The 18185-nt window shown below is 25.7% G+C and carries 17 protein-coding genes; 5 read left to right on the forward strand and 12 right to left on the reverse strand.

The window, feature by feature from the left end:
- The first annotated feature begins 21 nt into the window (after positions 1 to 21).
- Positions 22 to 642: a thiamine diphosphokinase gene (locus CCANL266_RS04785; protein ID WP_172232149.1), complete on the forward strand. Its 621-nt coding sequence runs from the start codon at positions 22 to 24 to the stop codon at positions 640 to 642.
- A gap of 3 nt (positions 643 to 645) precedes the next feature.
- Here CCANL266_RS04785 and CCANL266_RS04790 read toward each other — a convergent pair whose 3' ends face one another.
- The 6 genes from CCANL266_RS04790 to CCANL266_RS04815 are packed head-to-tail and all read right to left on the reverse strand — an operon-like array spanning position 646 to position 6351.
- Positions 646 to 1671 (reverse strand): hypothetical protein, encoded by a 1026-nt coding sequence (locus tag CCANL266_RS04790; protein WP_172232153.1) that lies wholly within the window; start codon positions 1669 to 1671, stop codon positions 646 to 648.
- On the reverse strand, positions 1668 to 2951 hold the full coding sequence (locus CCANL266_RS04795; RefSeq protein WP_172232156.1) for a M99 family carboxypeptidase catalytic domain-containing protein: 1284 nt from the start codon (positions 2949 to 2951) through the stop codon (positions 1668 to 1670). The genes CCANL266_RS04790 and CCANL266_RS04795 overlap by 4 nt, the downstream gene beginning before the upstream one ends.
- A complete protein-coding gene (locus tag CCANL266_RS04800; RefSeq protein ID WP_172234391.1) occupies positions 2944 to 4002 on the reverse strand; it encodes a 1-deoxy-D-xylulose-5-phosphate reductoisomerase in 1059 nt (352 codons plus the stop codon). The genes CCANL266_RS04795 and CCANL266_RS04800 overlap by 8 nt, the downstream gene beginning before the upstream one ends.
- 32 nt (positions 4003 to 4034) lie before the next feature.
- Positions 4035 to 4757, reverse strand: a complete 723-nt coding sequence (locus tag CCANL266_RS04805) for a phosphatidate cytidylyltransferase (RefSeq protein WP_172232159.1) — start codon at positions 4755 to 4757, stop codon at positions 4035 to 4037.
- A gap of 2 nt (positions 4758 to 4759) precedes the next feature.
- Positions 4760 to 5086: a hypothetical protein gene (locus CCANL266_RS04810; RefSeq protein ID WP_172232162.1), complete on the reverse strand. Its 327-nt coding sequence runs from the start codon at positions 5084 to 5086 to the stop codon at positions 4760 to 4762.
- Positions 5083 to 6351 (reverse strand): NFACT family protein, encoded by a 1269-nt coding sequence (locus CCANL266_RS04815; protein WP_172232165.1) that lies wholly within the window; start codon positions 6349 to 6351, stop codon positions 5083 to 5085. Before CCANL266_RS04815 ends, CCANL266_RS04810 begins: the two co-directional genes overlap by 4 nt.
- 60 nt (positions 6352 to 6411) lie before the next feature.
- Between CCANL266_RS04815 and CCANL266_RS04820 the strand changes: the two genes are divergently transcribed.
- Positions 6412 to 7665 (forward strand): 3-isopropylmalate dehydratase large subunit, encoded by a 1254-nt coding sequence (locus CCANL266_RS04820; protein ID WP_172232168.1) that lies wholly within the window; start codon positions 6412 to 6414, stop codon positions 7663 to 7665.
- The gene (locus CCANL266_RS04825) at positions 7655 to 8233 is read left to right on the forward strand and encodes an NTP transferase domain-containing protein (RefSeq protein WP_172232171.1); all 579 of its coding nucleotides are present in this window, start codon (positions 7655 to 7657) and stop codon (positions 8231 to 8233) included. The genes CCANL266_RS04820 and CCANL266_RS04825 overlap by 11 nt, the downstream gene beginning before the upstream one ends.
- A gap of 107 nt (positions 8234 to 8340) precedes the next feature.
- On the opposite strand, the gene upp is transcribed toward CCANL266_RS04825, so the two are convergent.
- Genes upp through gltX form a run of 3 tightly spaced genes read right to left on the reverse strand, consistent with a single transcriptional unit; the run spans position 8341 to position 11564 of the window.
- The gene (gene upp / locus CCANL266_RS04830; protein WP_172232174.1) at positions 8341 to 8964 is read right to left on the reverse strand and encodes a uracil phosphoribosyltransferase; all 624 of its coding nucleotides are present in this window, start codon (positions 8962 to 8964) and stop codon (positions 8341 to 8343) included.
- On the reverse strand, positions 8951 to 10198 hold the full coding sequence (locus tag CCANL266_RS04835) for a malic enzyme-like NAD(P)-binding protein (RefSeq protein WP_172232177.1): 1248 nt from the start codon (positions 10196 to 10198) through the stop codon (positions 8951 to 8953). Before CCANL266_RS04835 ends, upp begins: the two co-directional genes overlap by 14 nt.
- On the reverse strand, positions 10191 to 11564 hold the full coding sequence (gene gltX / locus CCANL266_RS04840) for a glutamate--tRNA ligase (RefSeq protein ID WP_172232180.1): 1374 nt from the start codon (positions 11562 to 11564) through the stop codon (positions 10191 to 10193). Before gltX ends, CCANL266_RS04835 begins: the two co-directional genes overlap by 8 nt.
- 69 nt (positions 11565 to 11633) lie before the next feature.
- On the opposite strand from gltX, the gene CCANL266_RS04845 reads away from it, so the two are divergent.
- Positions 11634 to 12200 (forward strand): peptidylprolyl isomerase, encoded by a 567-nt coding sequence (locus CCANL266_RS04845; protein WP_172232183.1) that lies wholly within the window; start codon positions 11634 to 11636, stop codon positions 12198 to 12200.
- Between the two features lie 15 nt (positions 12201 to 12215).
- Positions 12216 to 13928, forward strand: coding sequence for an EAL domain-containing protein (locus tag CCANL266_RS04850; RefSeq protein WP_172232186.1), 1713 nt, complete (start codon positions 12216 to 12218; stop codon positions 13926 to 13928).
- Between the two features lie 1093 nt (positions 13929 to 15021).
- Here the strand turns inward: CCANL266_RS04850 and CCANL266_RS04855 are convergent.
- From CCANL266_RS04855 to CCANL266_RS04865, 3 genes are read right to left on the reverse strand one after another with little or no spacing between them, the layout of a single operon-like run.
- Positions 15022 to 16950 (reverse strand): HD domain-containing phosphohydrolase, encoded by a 1929-nt coding sequence (locus tag CCANL266_RS04855; RefSeq protein WP_172232189.1) that lies wholly within the window; start codon positions 16948 to 16950, stop codon positions 15022 to 15024.
- Between the two features lie 11 nt (positions 16951 to 16961).
- Positions 16962 to 17687, reverse strand: coding sequence for a 3'(2'),5'-bisphosphate nucleotidase CysQ (locus CCANL266_RS04860; RefSeq protein WP_172232192.1), 726 nt, complete (start codon positions 17685 to 17687; stop codon positions 16962 to 16964).
- Entirely contained in the window at positions 17688 to 18146 is a 459-nt protein-coding gene (locus CCANL266_RS04865) for a DUF2147 domain-containing protein (protein ID WP_172232195.1), read from the reverse strand.
- Positions 18147 to 18185 lie beyond the last annotated feature (39 nt).

An 18185-nucleotide genomic window follows, 5' to 3' on the forward strand; every position in this document is an offset into this window, starting at 1 on the left:
AAAATAAAAAAGTGAGAAAAAATGCTTTGTGTTATAGTTGCAAATGGGCAAAAACCAAAAACAAAAATAGAATTAGATACAATTAATAAAGCTGATTATGTTATTGCTTGTGATGGAGCTGCAAATTGGCTTTTAGAAAATAATTTTAAAATAGATGTTATTATTGGTGATTTGGATAGCTTAAAGATATATAACAAAAATATAAAAATAAAAAAAATTAATAATCAAAGTACAAACGATTTAACAAAAGCTTTTAAATATGCCCTATCACTTAATTTTAATAAAATTTATTTTATCGCTTGTCATGGTAAAAGAGAAGACCATTTTATAGCTAATTTTGCCTTACTTAATTGCTTTGCAAAATTAAAAAATAAAGACAAAACTCAAGCAGAATTAAAAATGATTACAAATTATGGTGAATTTTTAGTTTTGAGAAAAAGCTGTGAAGTTAGTGTTAAAAAAAATCAACAAATATCACTTTTTGCCTTAAATCCAAATACGATTGCTAGCTCAAATGGGCTAAAATACGAATTAAATAATTTTAAATTCAAAAATTTATATTGTGCTAGTTTAAATAAAGCTGCTAAAAATAAGGTGCAACTTCATTTAAATGATATTATTTTATTTTATATTTTATTTTAATACCTACAAAATATTTTTCAATAAAATTAATAAATCCTTAGTAACAAGCTCATTTAATTTTATATCATAATTTGTTTCTATTTTTTTTATCAATTCATCAGGATTTTTATTATTTGCAAATTCTGACAATAAAACATCATTTTTGCTTTTAAAGCTAAATTCTAATTTAACTGTATTTTCTTTTATAAGATTAAATAAAAAGCCTTGCAGTATATTTAATAATTCTTCATCTTTAATTTTATTTCTCATATTTTCAACTAATGTATCTTTATTTTCATTTAAATATTCATTTAAACCATTTGTAAATGCTTCAGGTAAATTTAAATTAAATATTGCATTAACATTAGTTAGATAGATATTATCTTCAATTTTAATACTTTTATCTTCAAAACTTGCTATTTGTTGTGTTATATCGTATTTATAAGCATTAGCTAAGTTTTTATTAATTTTAAATGAAGTATCTGTTTTTAAATATGCATCAGCAAGCATCACTGCATATTTCATATTTGTTTGTATTAATTCATCTTTTTTAGAATAATCAAGAAAATATTCTAAGTTAATATCCTTTGATAAGCTAGGAATTAAAAAAGAAAGCTTGTCATTAAACAAAGCAATATAAAAAGCTAATAATTGTTGAAGTTGAGTATCTATTTTTATATTGTTTATTGAAGCTTTTAAATAGCGTTTTTCTTTAGCAAAATAGCTTAAAACATCAAAATAACTACCTGAATCTTTACCATAAATAAGATTATTTTCAACAACAACCGAGCCTATAGTAGCAATTGCTACATTATCAATTAATAGTTTTACATTTTCACTCTTGCAACTAACTAAATTGTTATTTAAGTTGCAATTAAAATTTAAGCCATCAAGTAAAACATTTCTACCTTGATTAAATAAAGCTATTTGCTTTACTTGTTTATTTAAACCAAGCTCAAATTGTTTTGCTTGTTCTTGAGTGATTTTATCATCATTAGAACAAGATAAGAATGTAAAAAGCAACATAGAACAACATAATATTTTTTTCATTTTTTATCCTTAAAATTAATTAAAATCGCACCAATAAATTTATCGTTTTCATAAACTTCAACTCTATAAATATTACCATTTTTATCAACTGAAAAAGATTTTTGCAACATATTTTTTTTAATTAAAATACCTGCTTCATCACCCTTTGCATTATATCCGATTATATTTACTCTTGCACCGTTTATTGGATATACCATAAAACTATCATATGCATCGTGTATGGTAGCAAAATTTGTATTGATAATTTGTTTATCAATATTTAGATTTAATTTATTTATTAAATTTGAATATTCAATTTTGTTATCTAAATACAACCTTGTTTGAAATCTATTACCATATTGTACAATAAAAGAATTTTTATCTTTATAAATTGCTGTTAATTCATTACTTGCTTGATAATTAAAGTCTTTTTTTACTGGAATATAATTTAATCTATTTCTTGAATTTTTAAGAAATAATAAAAATCTATTATCTAGTGTTACATAAATTGGTTGTTCTATAACTTTTTTTACCGAATACGGATTTAAATCAAAATCTCTTGTAAATTCAATACCTGCTGCTTTTAAATAGCTTTCTAATGCTATTAAATGATAGTACGCTCTTTCGTGAGTTGGCAAGTCTTTACTAGCTTCATTAGCAAAGGCTGCTTTTTTATTTGTTATTGCAAAATAGGTTAATGATTTTAACATTTCTTCATCACCATCTTTAGTATTTGTATTTTTTAAATGATAACTATGTAATTTATGCAATAATCTTTCATTAATACTTGCACAGGTATTGCTTGCTATTTCTTCTAAATTACCATATTTTGCATTTATATTTTTTTGGTCTATTATACAAGAATTACCCCATCTATTAGGATTTTTATCCTTACTTATGTATTTTGGAGAAAAATAGCCACTACCATCGTGTAAATTTACAATTAGCTTTACTTCTGGCAAAAGTATTAAAGATTTTATTCTTTGAATTGTGTTAAAATCTGGGTCGTTATCTTTTATTGCTGCGAATTTTCTATTTAAATCTCCATTAGTACCACGATTTCTAGCAATTATTGAATCAAAAGCTAAATTAGGTACAACAATAACCTTACCCTTTGTAAAAGTATAATTTGTAAGCAATAAACTTGCCGCATGAAATCCGCCCGGCTCATCTCCTTGAATTCCACCAAAAACTAAAACAGTATTATCACAATTTTTATCACATTCTCCTCTTGTATTAATTGTAAAATCAAGAGCAAAAATATTGCTCAACATAAAAAAATATAAAAATATTTTAACCATTTAAAAATCCCCTAACTTTATTATCTATTGTAAATACATCCTCAATTGTATCAATTTTGCAAGTACAAAACTTATCTAAAGCTTTCATAATTGCATAATAAATATCATAATATCCGCACTCATCTTTTAAATATTTTTCTACATAAACTTCATTTGCGGCATTTATAATTACCCCTAGGTCTAAATTCTTAAGGAGTTCATTTTTTAAAGAATATATTGGATATTTTTTCTCATCAATTTCATATAATGATAAATTTTTTATTTTTAATAAATCAAGTGCATTACAATGAGCTTTACTATCTTCTTTAAAAAGCGCATTTGCAATACTTAACTTCATATCAGGCACACTAAAATATGCTGTAATAGAATTATTTTTACACTCACAAAATGCGTGTATTAACGAGCTAGGCTCAATTAAAGCATCAAGCTCTAAATCTTTGTACAAATGTTTTGCTTCTACAAGCTCAAAAAGCTTATTTGCCATAGTGGCACTGTCAATTGTTATTTTTGCGCCCATTTGCCAATTTGGGTGCTTTAAGGCATCTTTTGCTTTTAAATTCTTGCAATCTTCTTGTTTAAAAAAGGTGCCGCCACTAGCTGTGATTGTTATTTTTTTAGGATAAGCAACACTTCTTAATAAAGCAGCTAAAGCACTGTGTTCGCTATCAATTGGACTTATTTTACTTGTATCTAAAAATTTTCCTGCAACCAATAAACTTTCTTTATTTGCTAAATATAATTTTTTATTGTATTTTTGAGTTAAAAGGCTTAGTTTTAAACCTGCAAAAGCTACAATAGCATTAACAATTCCATCACTTTTTAAACTAGCAAAATGTCTTTCAAGTTCATTTATATCATAGGCTTCTTTATGTTTTATCAAGTGTAAAATATCTTTATTAGCAAAAACTAATTTTGGTTTATATTCTTGTATTTGCTCATTTAATAGCTCATAGTTTTTATTTGCAGCAAGGCATTCTATTTGTATATCACTATTTTTTAAAACTTTAAGAGTATTAACTCCTATTGTTCCAGTTGAGCCAAAAATACTAATCAGCTTAGCCTTGCTAGGATTTAAAGCAAAACTCATATAAAAATCACCAAAATTACACTTGCAAAAATTAAAGCATCAAGCCTATCAAGAACACCGCCATGACCTGGAAATAAATTTGCACTATCTTTTACATTTGCAAGTCTTTTTAAATAACTTTCAAACAAATCACCAAACACTGAAAAAAATGCCATTAAAAAACTAATCATCAAGCAAGAATAAAAAGATAAATTCTGAGCAAAACAAGCAAATAAAGCTGATAAAACCGTACTTATTAATACACCGCCTATTACACCTTCAATAGTTTTATTTGGACTTGTTGGACAGAATTTATGCTTACCAAAAGCTCTCCCAACAAAATAAGCAAAACTATCACAAAGCACCGTACATAAAAGCACCCAAATTAAAGCATTTAAACCATAAGAAAGATAAATTTCATAAATAAAACTTATACCTACTATTGCATAAATAGTACTTGCTAGTTGTTTTAAATCTTCTTGCTTATAAGCAATGTAACTTGCTTGTAAAATAAGTACAAAAATTGCAGAATAAAGCGCCTTATCGCTCACAAAGGTCAAAACAATGCTAATTACAGCATAAAATATTTTAGTATCTGTTTTAAATAAATTGTTTGCTTCTTTTAAAGCAAAAATCATAGCTAACGCAAAAAGCACAAGCCATAAAATTTTATTGTTTAGAAAAACTACAAGCAGTAAAATTACCGCAAAAATAATTCCTGTTTTTATTTTTTCATTCATCATTACACCTTCTTATCAAAAATATGTTCGTTATCAGTATCATTTTGTTCATCTTCGTTATTTTCTTCTTCTTCATCACTTTGAATTTGCATTCCAAATAAATATGCTTTTTTCTTATTTTCTTTTTTGTTCTCATCAAAAGAAGACTCATCATCGTTAAAATTTGTATTTGTACTTGCACTTTTTGAGCTTTCTTCTATACTCTTTATTTCTGGCATTACTGGGCTTTGCTCTAATTCAATATTTGTTTTTGACAAGGCCTTTGAATGCAATTCACTGGCATAATTTTGGTTTTGATTTATATATGATATACTGCCAATATTACTCATAAAAACACCTTGATAGTATCATAATTAACATAATTAACATATGCTTTTTCAATAATCTTTACATTTTTTCTTTGTGTAAAATCTACTAAAAAATTACCATTTTTCTTGCCTGAATAGCAAGCACAAAGACTAGCAGCATGATAAATTAAATCAATATCATATTTTTGTTTATTTGATGAGATAATCACATGCGCTCCTTTTAAATCTTTAAGATGAAACCACATATCATCTTTTTTAGAATTCTTTAAAAGCCATATATTAGCATTTTCATTTAACCCAACGCTAATTTTATATTCATTTAAATAAAAATTTAAAATATTTTCATTTATTTTTTTATCATTTTTCTTTTGCTTAAAACTTTGCAAAAAATACTCATCTTTTGCAAGATTGATAGCGGTTTTTGTATATTCAAATTCTTTAATTTTATTTTGTAAATTTTCTTTTTCTATATTAATATTTTTTGCTTTTTGCTTTAATTTTTTAGCATTTTTAAAAATTGAATTTATTTCAATACTTGCGGAATTTTTTAAATTAAAATTAATATTTTCTAAAGAAAAGTTGCGTTCATATTCTTTTATTTTATATAAATTTGCCTTTAGGATTTCTCCTTTTTTATATTCAAACAATGCTTTTTCTTCTAATTTTTTTTCATCTTCTAAATTATCTAATAAATATTGTATTTTTTGAATTTTTTTATCAATATTTGCATTTTTTTGCTTTTTAATATCATTTAGTTTGTTTGAAAAAATTTCTTCATATTTATTTTTAAAATATTCTTCAAAATTAATAATTTCAATATATTTTTCACTAATTTTGGTTTCTTTTAAATCTATATATTTTTCATTTTGCTTAATAATTCTTGCATTTTCATAATATCTTAAAGCACTTATTATAATTTTATTTTCATCTAAGAATAAAGCATTTGTAAATCTACCAGAAAACTCTAGCACAAAATAAAATTCTTGCTTTTTATAAGCATGAGCTAATTCACAATGAAAATATAAAATTCTATTGTTTTTTAAGACATTAATATCAAGAATTTTTGCATTAAAAAGATATTTTTTTAACATTAAATCAAAAGGTGAATTATAATTTTTAGCAAAAAAATCCGCCTTGTAAATAGCTGATTTAAATTTACTTAAATCAAAACACAATCTTTCATCAAAATGTATACAAATAGAATTATCACTAACTCTATAAGCTTTATAAATTTTTTTATATTTTTTTAAATAATCTGCAATTTGCACTAAATCATAATAATTCATTTAAATCCTTTCATTAATTTTAACTGCTAAAATTAATAAAATCATTAAAAAGGCTAAAAAATGACTTTAACAGAACAAATTTTTGCAAATCATATAAATAAAGAAGTTAAGGCAAACGATATTGTTGATTGCCCTATAGATATGGTAATTGGTAATGATATAACCACTCCTATTTCTATTAAGCAATTTGAAAAAAGCAAGGCGCAAAAACTAGCTAATCCTGATGGTTTTGCAATAGTTTTAGACCACTACATTCCTGCAAAAGATATTTTAAGCGCAAATCAAGCAAAAATCAGTCGTGATTTTGCAAAAAAACATAACTTAAAATACTTATTTGATGAAAAAAATATGGGAATTGAACACGCTTTATTACCTGAAAATGGTCTTATTAGCCCTGGTGATGTGATAATTGGAGCTGATAGCCACACCTGTACTCACGGAGCGCTTGGCGCTTTTGCAACTGGAATGGGAAGCACTGATTTAGCATACGCTATGATTACTGGTAAAAATTGGTTTAAAATTCCAAGTGCAATTAAGGTGCTTTTTCGTGGAAAGTTGCAAGAATATGTTTATGGAAAAGATTTAATTTTAGAAATAATTAGAATTTTAGGCGTTGATGGTGCTTTATATAAATCTTTAGAATTTTTTGGCATAGAAGAACTTGATATGGATAGTCGCTTTTCACTTTGCAATATGGCTATTGAAGCTGGTGCTAAAAATGGAATTTGTGCAGTTGATGATGTAACAAAAGACTTTTTAAAAAATGTAGATTTAAAAAGAAAAATGGTAGAAGTAAAAGCTGATGAAAATGCAAAATATGAAAGAATTTTAGAAATTGACCTTGATAAATTAAGCCCTGTTGTAGCTCACCCGTTTTTACCAAGTAATGGTAAAAGTATTGAACAAACAGCAAGTATGAAAATAAAAATTGACCAAGCATTTATTGGCTCTTGTACAAATGGAAGACTTAGCGATTTAAGGATTGCTGCTAGTATTTTAAAAGGCAAAAAAGTACATAAAGATGTAAGAATGATTATTACACCTGCTACAACAAAAATAGCTCTACAAGCTCAAAAAGAAGGTTTGATGGATATTTTTGCTGAGGCTGGTTGTGTTGTTTCTAATCCAACTTGTGGTGCTTGTCTTGGTGGATATATGGGGATATTAGCTGATAATGAAAAATGTATTTCTACAACTAATCGTAATTTTATTGGAAGAATGGGTGCAAGAAGTTCGCAAGTTTATTTATCAAATAGTGCAATTTCGGCTGCTTCGGCTATAAAAGGCTATATTTGCTCACCAAATGATTTATAAAAAAAATAAAAAGGCATTTAAGAATAAATTAAATGCCTATGCGGTTATTTTATGTGGCGGTAAAAGCTCAAGAATGCAAAAAAATAAGGCTTTTTTACAAGTAAAAAAAGAAAATAAAAATATATTTCTTTATGAATGGCAAAAAAAAAGATTAGAAAAAATTTTTAAAAAAGTTTTTATAAGTTCAAAAGATATTTATACACACAATACTATTCAAGATTTACAAAAGGACTTTCATCCGCTTAATGCGCTTTTAAGCATCAAAGAATATTTTAAAGATTATAATAAAAACACACAAATTTTTATAATAGCAGTTGATTATATTTGTGTAAATAAAAATATTATTAAAAAACTTTACTATAAAAATGCCATTGCAAAAGATACAAAAACTCACTACTTATGCGGCTTTTACACTTTAGAAGAATTAAAACTTATATCAAATAATAGTTTTTACAAAATTAAAGATTTTGCTACAAGCTGTAATAAAAATACACTAAAAATTAAAAAAAGATTAGCCAATATAAATCATCAATTTGAAATCTTAAAAAAGTCAAAAATTATCTACTAAAAAGCCTATCATATAAATATTTAAATATAAAATACAAAAAATTTTTTGTAAAATTTTACAAAAATTATGCTTAAACACTTAGATAATAAGCATTTAAGCAGTATAAATTATTTTTTTATTGTATTAAAAATTCTATCCCCTGCATCGCCTAAACCAGGAATAATGTAACCATATTCATTTAAGCCCTCGTCCATACAAGCTGTAATTAAATGTACATCAGGATGTGCTTGTTTCATTCTTTGTGCTGCAATTGGAGTTGCTATTATACTTGCAAAAATAATCTTTTTTACTCCATAGCTTTTAAGTTTGTTTACCGCCGCAATAGCACTACCACCGGTTGCAAACATAGGATCTATTATGATTGCTGTTTTTTTATCAACATTTTGTGGAAATTTTTCAAAAAAGAATTCAGGCTCAAGCGTACTTTCATTTCTTTGAATACCTAAAAAACCAACACTAGCATTCTCTAACAAATCAAGCGCTATATCGCTCATACCAAGCGCTGCTCTTAAAATTGGTACAATAACGATATCTTCAGCAATTTCTTCGCATTCACAAGGCATTAAAGGCGTATTTACTTGTATTTTTTTGCAAGTTAAAAACTCACAAGCTTCATAAATTACAAAACCGCTTAATTTTTTAATATAAGTTCTAAAATCCTTGCAGCTTGTATTTTTATCTCTAATTTTTGCTAGATAACTTAAAACGAGTTTATTATTAATTACCTTCATTTAACAATTCCTTAAAATATTTTTCTTCATCAAAATCACTTATTAAAGCAACTTTATCATCAATTGCAGCCTTAGCTACTGCTGTGCTGACATAGGCCTTTACTCTTGTGTCAAATGGTTTTGGAATAATTAAATCCTTACCAAATTTTAGCTCTTTATTATAAATAGCTTTAGTTTTTTCATCTACCGCTTCTTCACCTAATTTTGCTAAGGCATAAACAGCAGCTAGTTTCATATTTTCAGTAATTTTACTAGCTCTTACATCAAGCGCTCCTCTAAAAATATAAGGAAAACCTAAAACATTGTTTATTTGATTATCGTAATCGCTTCTTCCTGTTGCAATAATCACATCACTACGAACTTTTTTTGCAAATTCTGGGCTAACTTCTGGATTTGGGTTTGCTAATGCAAAAATTATTGGGTCTTTTGCCATTGATAAAAGCATTTTTTCACTTAAAATATCAGCTTTGCTAAGACCTAAAAACACATCAGCTCCTACTAAAATTTCTTCTAAACTATCCTCATCGCATTCTCTTATAAATTCACATTTGTGTAGATTTAAATCTTTTCTTTTATGATTAATTACGCCTTTTGAATCAAGCATAAAAATATTTTTTACTCCTATTTGCTTGTAAATTTTTGCACTTGCAATACCAGCTGCACCTGCTCCGCAAATTACAACCTTTAAATCTTCAAGCTTTTTATTTATAAGTTTGCAAGTATTTATAAGTCCAGCTGCGCTAATAATTGCCGTTCCGTGCTGGTCATCATGCATTACAGGAATTGATAATTCTTGTAATTTTTCTTCTATTTCAAAACACTTTGGTGCTGCTATATCTTCAAGATTTATTCCGCCAAAACTTTGAGCAATATTTTTTATGGTATTTATTATTTCATAAGTATCTTGAGTGTTTAATTCAATATCAACTGCATCAATATTTGCAAATTTCTTAAATAAGCAACATTTTCCTTCCATTACAGGCTTACCAGCTAATGCACCAATATTTCCAAGTCCTAAAACCGCACTACCATCAGTAATAACAGCTACTAAATTAGATTTACTTGTATATTTATAAGCTAAATCACTATTTTCTTGTATTTTTAAGCACGGATATGCAACACCTGGAGAATAAGCTAAGCTTAAATCTTCATAACTATTCATAGGAGTTTTAATTGATGTTTGAATTTTTCCACCTTCGTGGTATTTTAAAGCTTTTTGTTCTAAATTATCCATTAATTTTTCCTTTAAAATTATTAAATCTTATTTTAATTTCATCTTCGCTTAAATATTCAAGCATAGCAAACACGCTAGGGCTTACACTAACACCAGTTAAGGCAATTCTTAATAACTGTGCTAAATCCTTTAATTTTGCATTATTTGCTTGTAAAAATTCATTAGTAAATTCTTCATATTTACTCTCATTTTCTTGAACTGTAAATTCATTTACATATTTATTAAATAAATCTTTGCTAATTTCATTTACAAATTTATTAATCGCATTCTCATCATAACTTTGTGGAGTGTTATCTACAATCTTTGCTGAAGATATTAATTCTACTAAAGTTTTTGCCCTTTCTTTTAACATATGTAACAATTTTAACTTTGAGCTAAAATCATAGCCAAGTTCTTTACAAGCATTAATAATTCTTTCATCTGGTAAGCTTTTAATATAATGTGCATTAAGCCATTCTAATTTTTTTGCATTATAAGTACTTGCACCTTTGCTAACATTTTTAAATGTAAAACATTCTTTCATTTCTTGCATAGAAAATATTTCTTGGTCTTTATTTGAATATCCTAATCTTAATAAAAAATTAAGTAAGGCTTCTGGCAAATAACCCATTGCTTTATATTCCATAACATCGGTTGCTCCGTGTCTTTTACTTAGCTTTTTTCCATCTTCGCCATTAATCATTGCTAGATGATAAAAATTAGGAATTTTAAAATTAAGTGCTTCATATAAAATAATTTGCTTAGGAGTATTAGATAAATGGTCATCTCCTCTAATAACATCGCTAACCCCCATTAAAGCGTCATCTACAACCACTACAAAATTATAAGTAGGGCTTCCATCTGCTCTTGCGATTACAAAATCATCTAAGATATCTTCGCATTTAAATACAACCTTGCCTTTAACTCCATCATTTACAACGATTTCTCCACTTAAAGGAGCCTTTATTCTAACAACTGGTTTAATATCTTTTGGAATTTCGCCTTTATAATCTCTATATCTTCCGTCATATTTTGGTCTTAATTTTTTTGCTTCTTGTTCTTTTCTTAACTGCTCTAGCTCATCTTCACTCATATAACAATAATAAGCCTTACCTTCATCAAGCAATTGTTTAATATATCTTTTATAAATATCAAATCTCTTACTTTGATAGGTAATTTCTGAATCAATTTCTAAATCAACCCATTTAAAAGCATCTAATATTGCTTGAGCGGCCTGAGCACTATTTCTAGCCATATCAGTATCTTCAATTCTTAAAATAAATTTACCATTATTTGCTCTTGCATATAAATAAGAAAATAAAGCGGTTCTTAAACCACCAATATGTAAATAGCCCGTTGGTGATGGGGCAAATCTAGTTGTAATCATTGTATTAGCCTTTTATTAAATTTAATATTGCTATAATCTCATAAAATCACTTCTTAAAGGTAAATTTAAATGAAAAAAATATTTATTTTAATATCGTTTTTACTATGTTTAAATGCTTCAACAATAGTAAATATAAAAGCAACAATTAATGGACAAGCAATAACAAATATTGATTTAAAACAAGCAATAAATTTTTATAAACTTGATGAAAAATTAGTTTTAAATAAATTAATTCAACAAAAATTAGTTGTTTTTTTAGCAAAAAAATATAATCTTACTTCTAACGAACTTGAGTATGAAGAAATGCTTAAACAAATTGCAAAAGAAAAAAAATTAAGTGTTGATGAATTTTTAGCTCAATATTCAAATGAAGAATTATTCTTTGTAAAAGATTTAATAAAAAATGAGGTTTTAACTCAAAAATTATATCAATTTATAGTTCAAAATTTTACAAAACAAATAAGCGATGAAGAAGCGCAAAAATTTTACGATGCTCATAAAAGCGATTTTTATTACGCAGGTTATGACAAGGTTGCAAATCAAATAAAAAATATTTTATTTAATCAAAATGCGCAAGAAAGCATAGAAAGTTTTATGCAAAAGGAAAATTCAAAAGCAAAAATAAAAATATTTTAACTAGGAGTCGGTGCTATGAAAATTAATTCTTTATTTTCAAATTCTTTTAGAAAATTTATGGCAATATTGTTTATTAGTTTTGAACTTGTAATTGCCTTTTACTGCTATGGAATTTATAAAAGCGAAGAAAAAAGAATAGTAGCACACCATAAAACTTTTAATATAAGCGAAGATAGTATGAATGTTAGACTTGCACAAAATAAAGCAAGATTTATTAATCAATTTAGTATTTTTAGCCTTTGTTTGCTTGTGCTTCTTTTAGTTACAACTATTTTTTACAAAAAAGAAAAAAGAAAACTTATGAAGTTGTTTAACAATTTTACAAAACAAATTGAAAGTAGTGTTATTAAAAACGATAAAATTCAATTAGAAAAAGAGCTAAACTATCAAGAATTTCAAACAATATCTAATGCTTTAAATCAAGTTTTACAAGAAAATTACAAAAATTTGTATTTTGATAAAGCAACTTCTCTTCCTAATGAATTATTTTTTGTAAAAGAATTAGCTGATAACAAAAATATGATTGTCGTGTATATTTATTCTAAAAATTATCAAAATTTATTATATAACTATAATTTTTTAATTGCCGATAGAATAAATTTAATCTTAGCAAAAAGATTAAAATTTTCTTTTATAAATAAAAAGAATTTACAAATTGCAAAATCAAGTGGTGGAGATTTTTTACTGGCTTTTTCAACAGAAAGCCTTGATTATTATGAAAATATTATACAAGACTTTGCAAAAGTTCTATTAAAAACACTGCAAGAGCCAATAATGTTTGAGTGTAATAAAATCCACAATCAAGACTTTTGCTTAGGTTTTGATTATATTTTAAATGAGAATATCCAAAGAGTTGTTAGTAATGCTTACAAGGCAGCACTTTTAGCAAGCGCTAAAAATGAAGAATATTGCATATATTCATACGAACTTGATGAGCAAATTTCATATACTAATGAATTAAAAAATGACTTAAAAATAGCAATAGAGGAAAATAAGCTGCAAGTTTATTATCAGCCGAAATTTGCTTATGATGGTTTAAGAATTCTTGGTGCAGAAGCCTTAGTTAGATGGAAAAGAAATAATAAATTTGAAAATACAGAAAAATTTATTCAAATTGCAGAAAATAATGATTTAATAATAGCCCTAGAGCAAAATGTAATAAGACAAGTTGCTAAAGATATTACAACTCTTATGAAAATAGGAATATCATTAAAGGTTAGTATAAATGTTTCTTCAAAACACATAAAAGATTCAAAACTACTAGAATATTTAGAAAAAATTTGCAAAGAATTTAATATACCTAAAAATTTAATTGAATTAGAAATTACTGAAAGACAAAAAGTTATTAATTCAAGTTTTAATGAATTAAATAATTTAAAAAATGCTGGTTTTAATATAAGTGTTGATGATTTTGGTAAAGAATATAGCTCTTTTTCATACATAAATGAACTTCCTGTTGATGAAATTAAAATTGATAAAAGCTTTGTAGATGGACTTATTATAAAAGAAGACGGTGCATTTACTAATTCAAATTCATTAATTATAATTGAAAGTATAATTTCTTTAGCTAGACGCTTAAATAAAACAATTACAGCAGAAGGTGTTGAATATAAAAATCAGTTAGATTATTTAAATTCTTTAGGTTGTGAACAATTTCAAGGATACTATTTTCAAGCTCCAATGCCTTTAGATAGCTTACTTGAAAAATATAAAAACCATAATTTTTAAAAACAATATTTAAGAAAACTATTCTTAAATATTTTGATCTTATTTTTTACAGTTTAATTTAAAAGATTTTACAAATTATGTTGTAAGTTTTTTCAAAAGCTTTTCACAAGAATTAAGTTTTAATTAGTAAAAAATATATTTTTAATAAAAGTTTAAAAAATCAATAATAGCTTTTATTTAATATTACTTAGCTAGAAAAATGATGGAGTGATTTAGCTACATACTTGCTTTATTAATAAAATAAGTAATAACACTGAACTTATTTAATTTAAAGCTATTTAAGCAAAAATCCTTCTTAGGCTAAATACTAATGTATTTAGTGAATTTTATCCTTAATTTTTATATAAACCTTAATTATTTTAAACCTACTTGACACATATTACAAGCAAAAATTCATAGCTCAAAATTAAAAATGCTTTAAAATTATTATCTAAACGGCATTACATACTTACATTTATACTTTTGTTTGTAGTTACATAAAAATAAAAACAAATTGCTTTTAGGCAATTAGTTAGCGCCTTTGATAATTTCTTTGTTAAAAAAGTAAAATAGTTACATTTCAAGTCAAAGAAAAATAAAAGATTATGCTATTTTGCAAATAAATACTACATTATAATTAGAAAATTTTATCATTAGAAGCAATGGTGTAAAAATCATAAATTCTTGCAAGATAAAAACTCATAAAATTTTAAAGCAAAAAGTCTCAAATGATAAAGCTAAAGCTTGTAATTTACATAAAATAAGCGATAAAATAACAAATTTATATAATTTTATAGCTCTTTAATATCTAAACATTAAAGGCTTAATCATAATATAAAAATAATTATCACTTTTTTGCTAGCTTTTATCAATTTGCTTTAAGTTTGTGCTAAATTGTAACTAGTTTATAATCAGTATGAGTTATTTTTTAAGATTGTTTTGCTTGAAGTTTTTTAAAATTCTAAATAAGACTATTTAAAATGATTAAAAATTACTTCAATAATAAAAAACCAAAAAAACTTATATGAATATTTGCAAAAAAATATATGTAGTATAGATTTTAAGAAAATAAATTAATTAAAATCTATCTTAATATTATTTATTTTTCTTAAAATTAATCACTTAACTCTTCTCTAACTTTATAAATCTCATCTTTTGAATCTAAAAACGCTTGAACAACCTTAGGGTCAAAATGACTGCCCGATTTATCAACTATATACTTTTCAATTTCTTCAATAGGCCAAGCATCTTTGTAGCATCTTTTTGAAGCAAGCGCATCAAATACATCAGCTAAGGCAACAATTCTTGCAAAAAGATGAATCTGCTCCCCTTTTAAACCATTTGGATACCCAAGACCGTTGTATTTTTCATGATGTTCTAAAGCAACAATTGCAGCCATCTGCATAACTTTACCCTTAAATTTACTTAGCATATCATAACCAATTTGTGAATGCTTTTGCATAGTTTTAAATTCTTCAGGATTTAACGCTGCAGGTTTGTGCAAAATAGAATCAGGAATGCCTATTTTACCAATATCGTGGGTTGGTGCAGCATAGGCTATTATTTCAACTTCTTCTTTTGTACATTTTAGTTTTTTTGCTAAAATCTCACTAATCTTGCCTACTCTTTTTACATGATTTCCTGTTTCTTCGCTTTTTGTTTCAACCATTTCTGCAATAGAATAAATTAAATCTTTTTGAGTATTTAAAATTTCTTCTTGCTTTTGCATACCTTCATAAATCTTTCCAGCATAATCAGCTGCAATTGCTACATAATTTAAATCATCTTTATCAAAATTATTATTAATATCTGTAAGTTTATTTAATACTTGAAAAACCCCTATTACTTCTTTATTTGAATCAACAATAGGCATAGCAAGAATTGATTTTGTTGTATATGAAGTTTTTTTATCATTTGTACTATCAAAATACTTATTATTACTTGGGTTGTTTTCTAAAATTGCCTCTTTTGTTAAAAAAACCTGCCCTACTATACCCTTTCCTAACGGAACTCTAATTTCATTAACGCCATCAGCGTGTAAGGTATAATATTCGTTTTTATCCTTATCAATAAACCAAACGCTACATCTATCAGCTTGAATATTTTGCTTAACCATTTCACCTAAAATTCTTAAATTAGCCTTAGAATCAAGACTCTTTGAAATCTCGCTAAAACATTCTAAAATACTTTGTAATTTTTGCTCTTGGTCAAGATTGTGTCTTTTTAATAATTTCTCGCTAACTCCAAGCTTGTCAAAATCTGTATCAAAATACATAAAAGAACCATTTTGTACTATCATTCCATATTCTTTTGGAATATTAAATTCTTTTAATTCTTTTTCAATTAAATCTTTGTAAGCATATTTTATGTGATAAACATGAAAAATCACATCATCTCTACACTTATCTTGAATATCTTTTAATATTAAAGGCGTTAAATGCTTAGCATCTTTTGCAAGCATATGAGAACTTGAATCATAACTTACATCAGCAATAACTTGCTTAATATCTGTTCTTTTATTGATTAAATTCACAATTTCATCATCATAATAAGTATCTGAAGTAAAATAAATACTATTATTTTGATAACTTAAAATAAAGCCAAAACTACCTTGAGTATGAAAACTCTTAACCGCTTCTATATAAATATCATTAATTAATAATTTTTCTCCTACATTAATTTCTTGAAAGCTTATTGCAGGTTTATTATTTAAAAGGTTAATTTTTGTAAAATCAGGCCAAATTTTGTCGTTAAAAAAATGTTCTTTTAATGTTTGAATACTTTCTTTACTCGCATAAATGGTTATTGTATTTTTTAAATATTGAAAAAAATTATCAACATATAATGCAATAGCACAAATATGGTCTAAATGAGTATGAGATACAAAAATATGCTCAATAAAATTATTCGCCTTTGGCTTTGGTAAATAACCAGCATCAATTACAGCGTTGTTTGTAAATTGAATGCAGGTTAAATTATCACTTAAATATTTACTTACTGAAGAACCTTCAAAAACAATTCTTGGCCTTGTAAAAATATCCATTTTCTTACCTCTTAACTATAATAATTTGATAATGCTATAAAAGCACTACACTTAAAATCTTCTTTATTGTAATTTAGCATTTTTTTATCTAATCCAATCATAATTCCACCACTTTGATTACACAAAAAATCTCCAGCTGCTAAATCCCACGAATTTAGGTTTTCAAACCTAATATACATATCAGCTCTACCTTCTAGCAATTCACAAAATTTTAAAGCCGAGCCTATATGTGCTAATTCAAAATTATGCGATAAAGCAAAATCTTTATTTTTAATACTATCATCTTTTCTTAAAGAAATTAAGGCTTTTTTACTTTCTTTACTTACTTTTTTTAAAATAGTATTGTTTTTATAAACATGATGATTTATAGCAGAATAATACACATTATCATTGCAAACATCATAAATTAATCCTAAAATTGGTCTTGTATTTTCAATTAAACTAATACAAATACAATAATTTTTTTTATTTTTTAAATAATTATTTGTTCCATCTAGCGGGTCAATCAACCAAAAAGTAGAATTTTTTCTAAGCTCATAGTCTAAAATACTTTCTTCAGAACAAATAAGATATTTACTTTTACTTAAAATATCGCAAATAATTTCATTTGAAATTAAATCAACATTGCTAACAAGGCTACCATCTTGCTTTAATCTTGTGCTGCTGACATTAGCATTTTTTAAATAAAGTGCCGCCTTTTTTGAAGCATTTAAAGCGATATTTATTAAATCTTGCAACTACTTAACCTTAATCCAAGTTTGTGTTCTACCCAATAAAGAAAAACCTATATAACCTCTAAGCTCAAGTTTATCGCCTATAATTTTTGCATTTGCTTTATAATTTTTACCACTTTTTGGGTCAATTATAAAACCATTTTTATACTCTGTATCGCTTACCTTTTTTAGCTTATATAATAAAGGTGCTCCAACAAGTTTCATCTTTGAAGCATCATTGCTATAATCAAATTCTTCATAGCTTTTTTTGCATTTATCACATATTTTATCGTCGCTATATCCTGCAACCTTTGTCATTTTACCGTACAAAAGATTATTTTCTTCATAAATAATCCAAGTTCCTGTTATTTTATTGTCCTCATCAACACTATTGTATTCTCCAATAAGTTTTGCATTTTGTGGCAAAAAATCATTTGCATAAGTAAAAACAATAAAAGATAAAAATAAAAGTATTTTTTTCATATTTTTTCCTGATTATTAAATTAAGACAAAAAATATACC

It is taken from the genome of Campylobacter canadensis (assembly GCF_013177655.1).
GTDB classification, from domain to species: Bacteria; Campylobacterota; Campylobacteria; order Campylobacterales; family Campylobacteraceae; genus Campylobacter_E; species Campylobacter_E canadensis.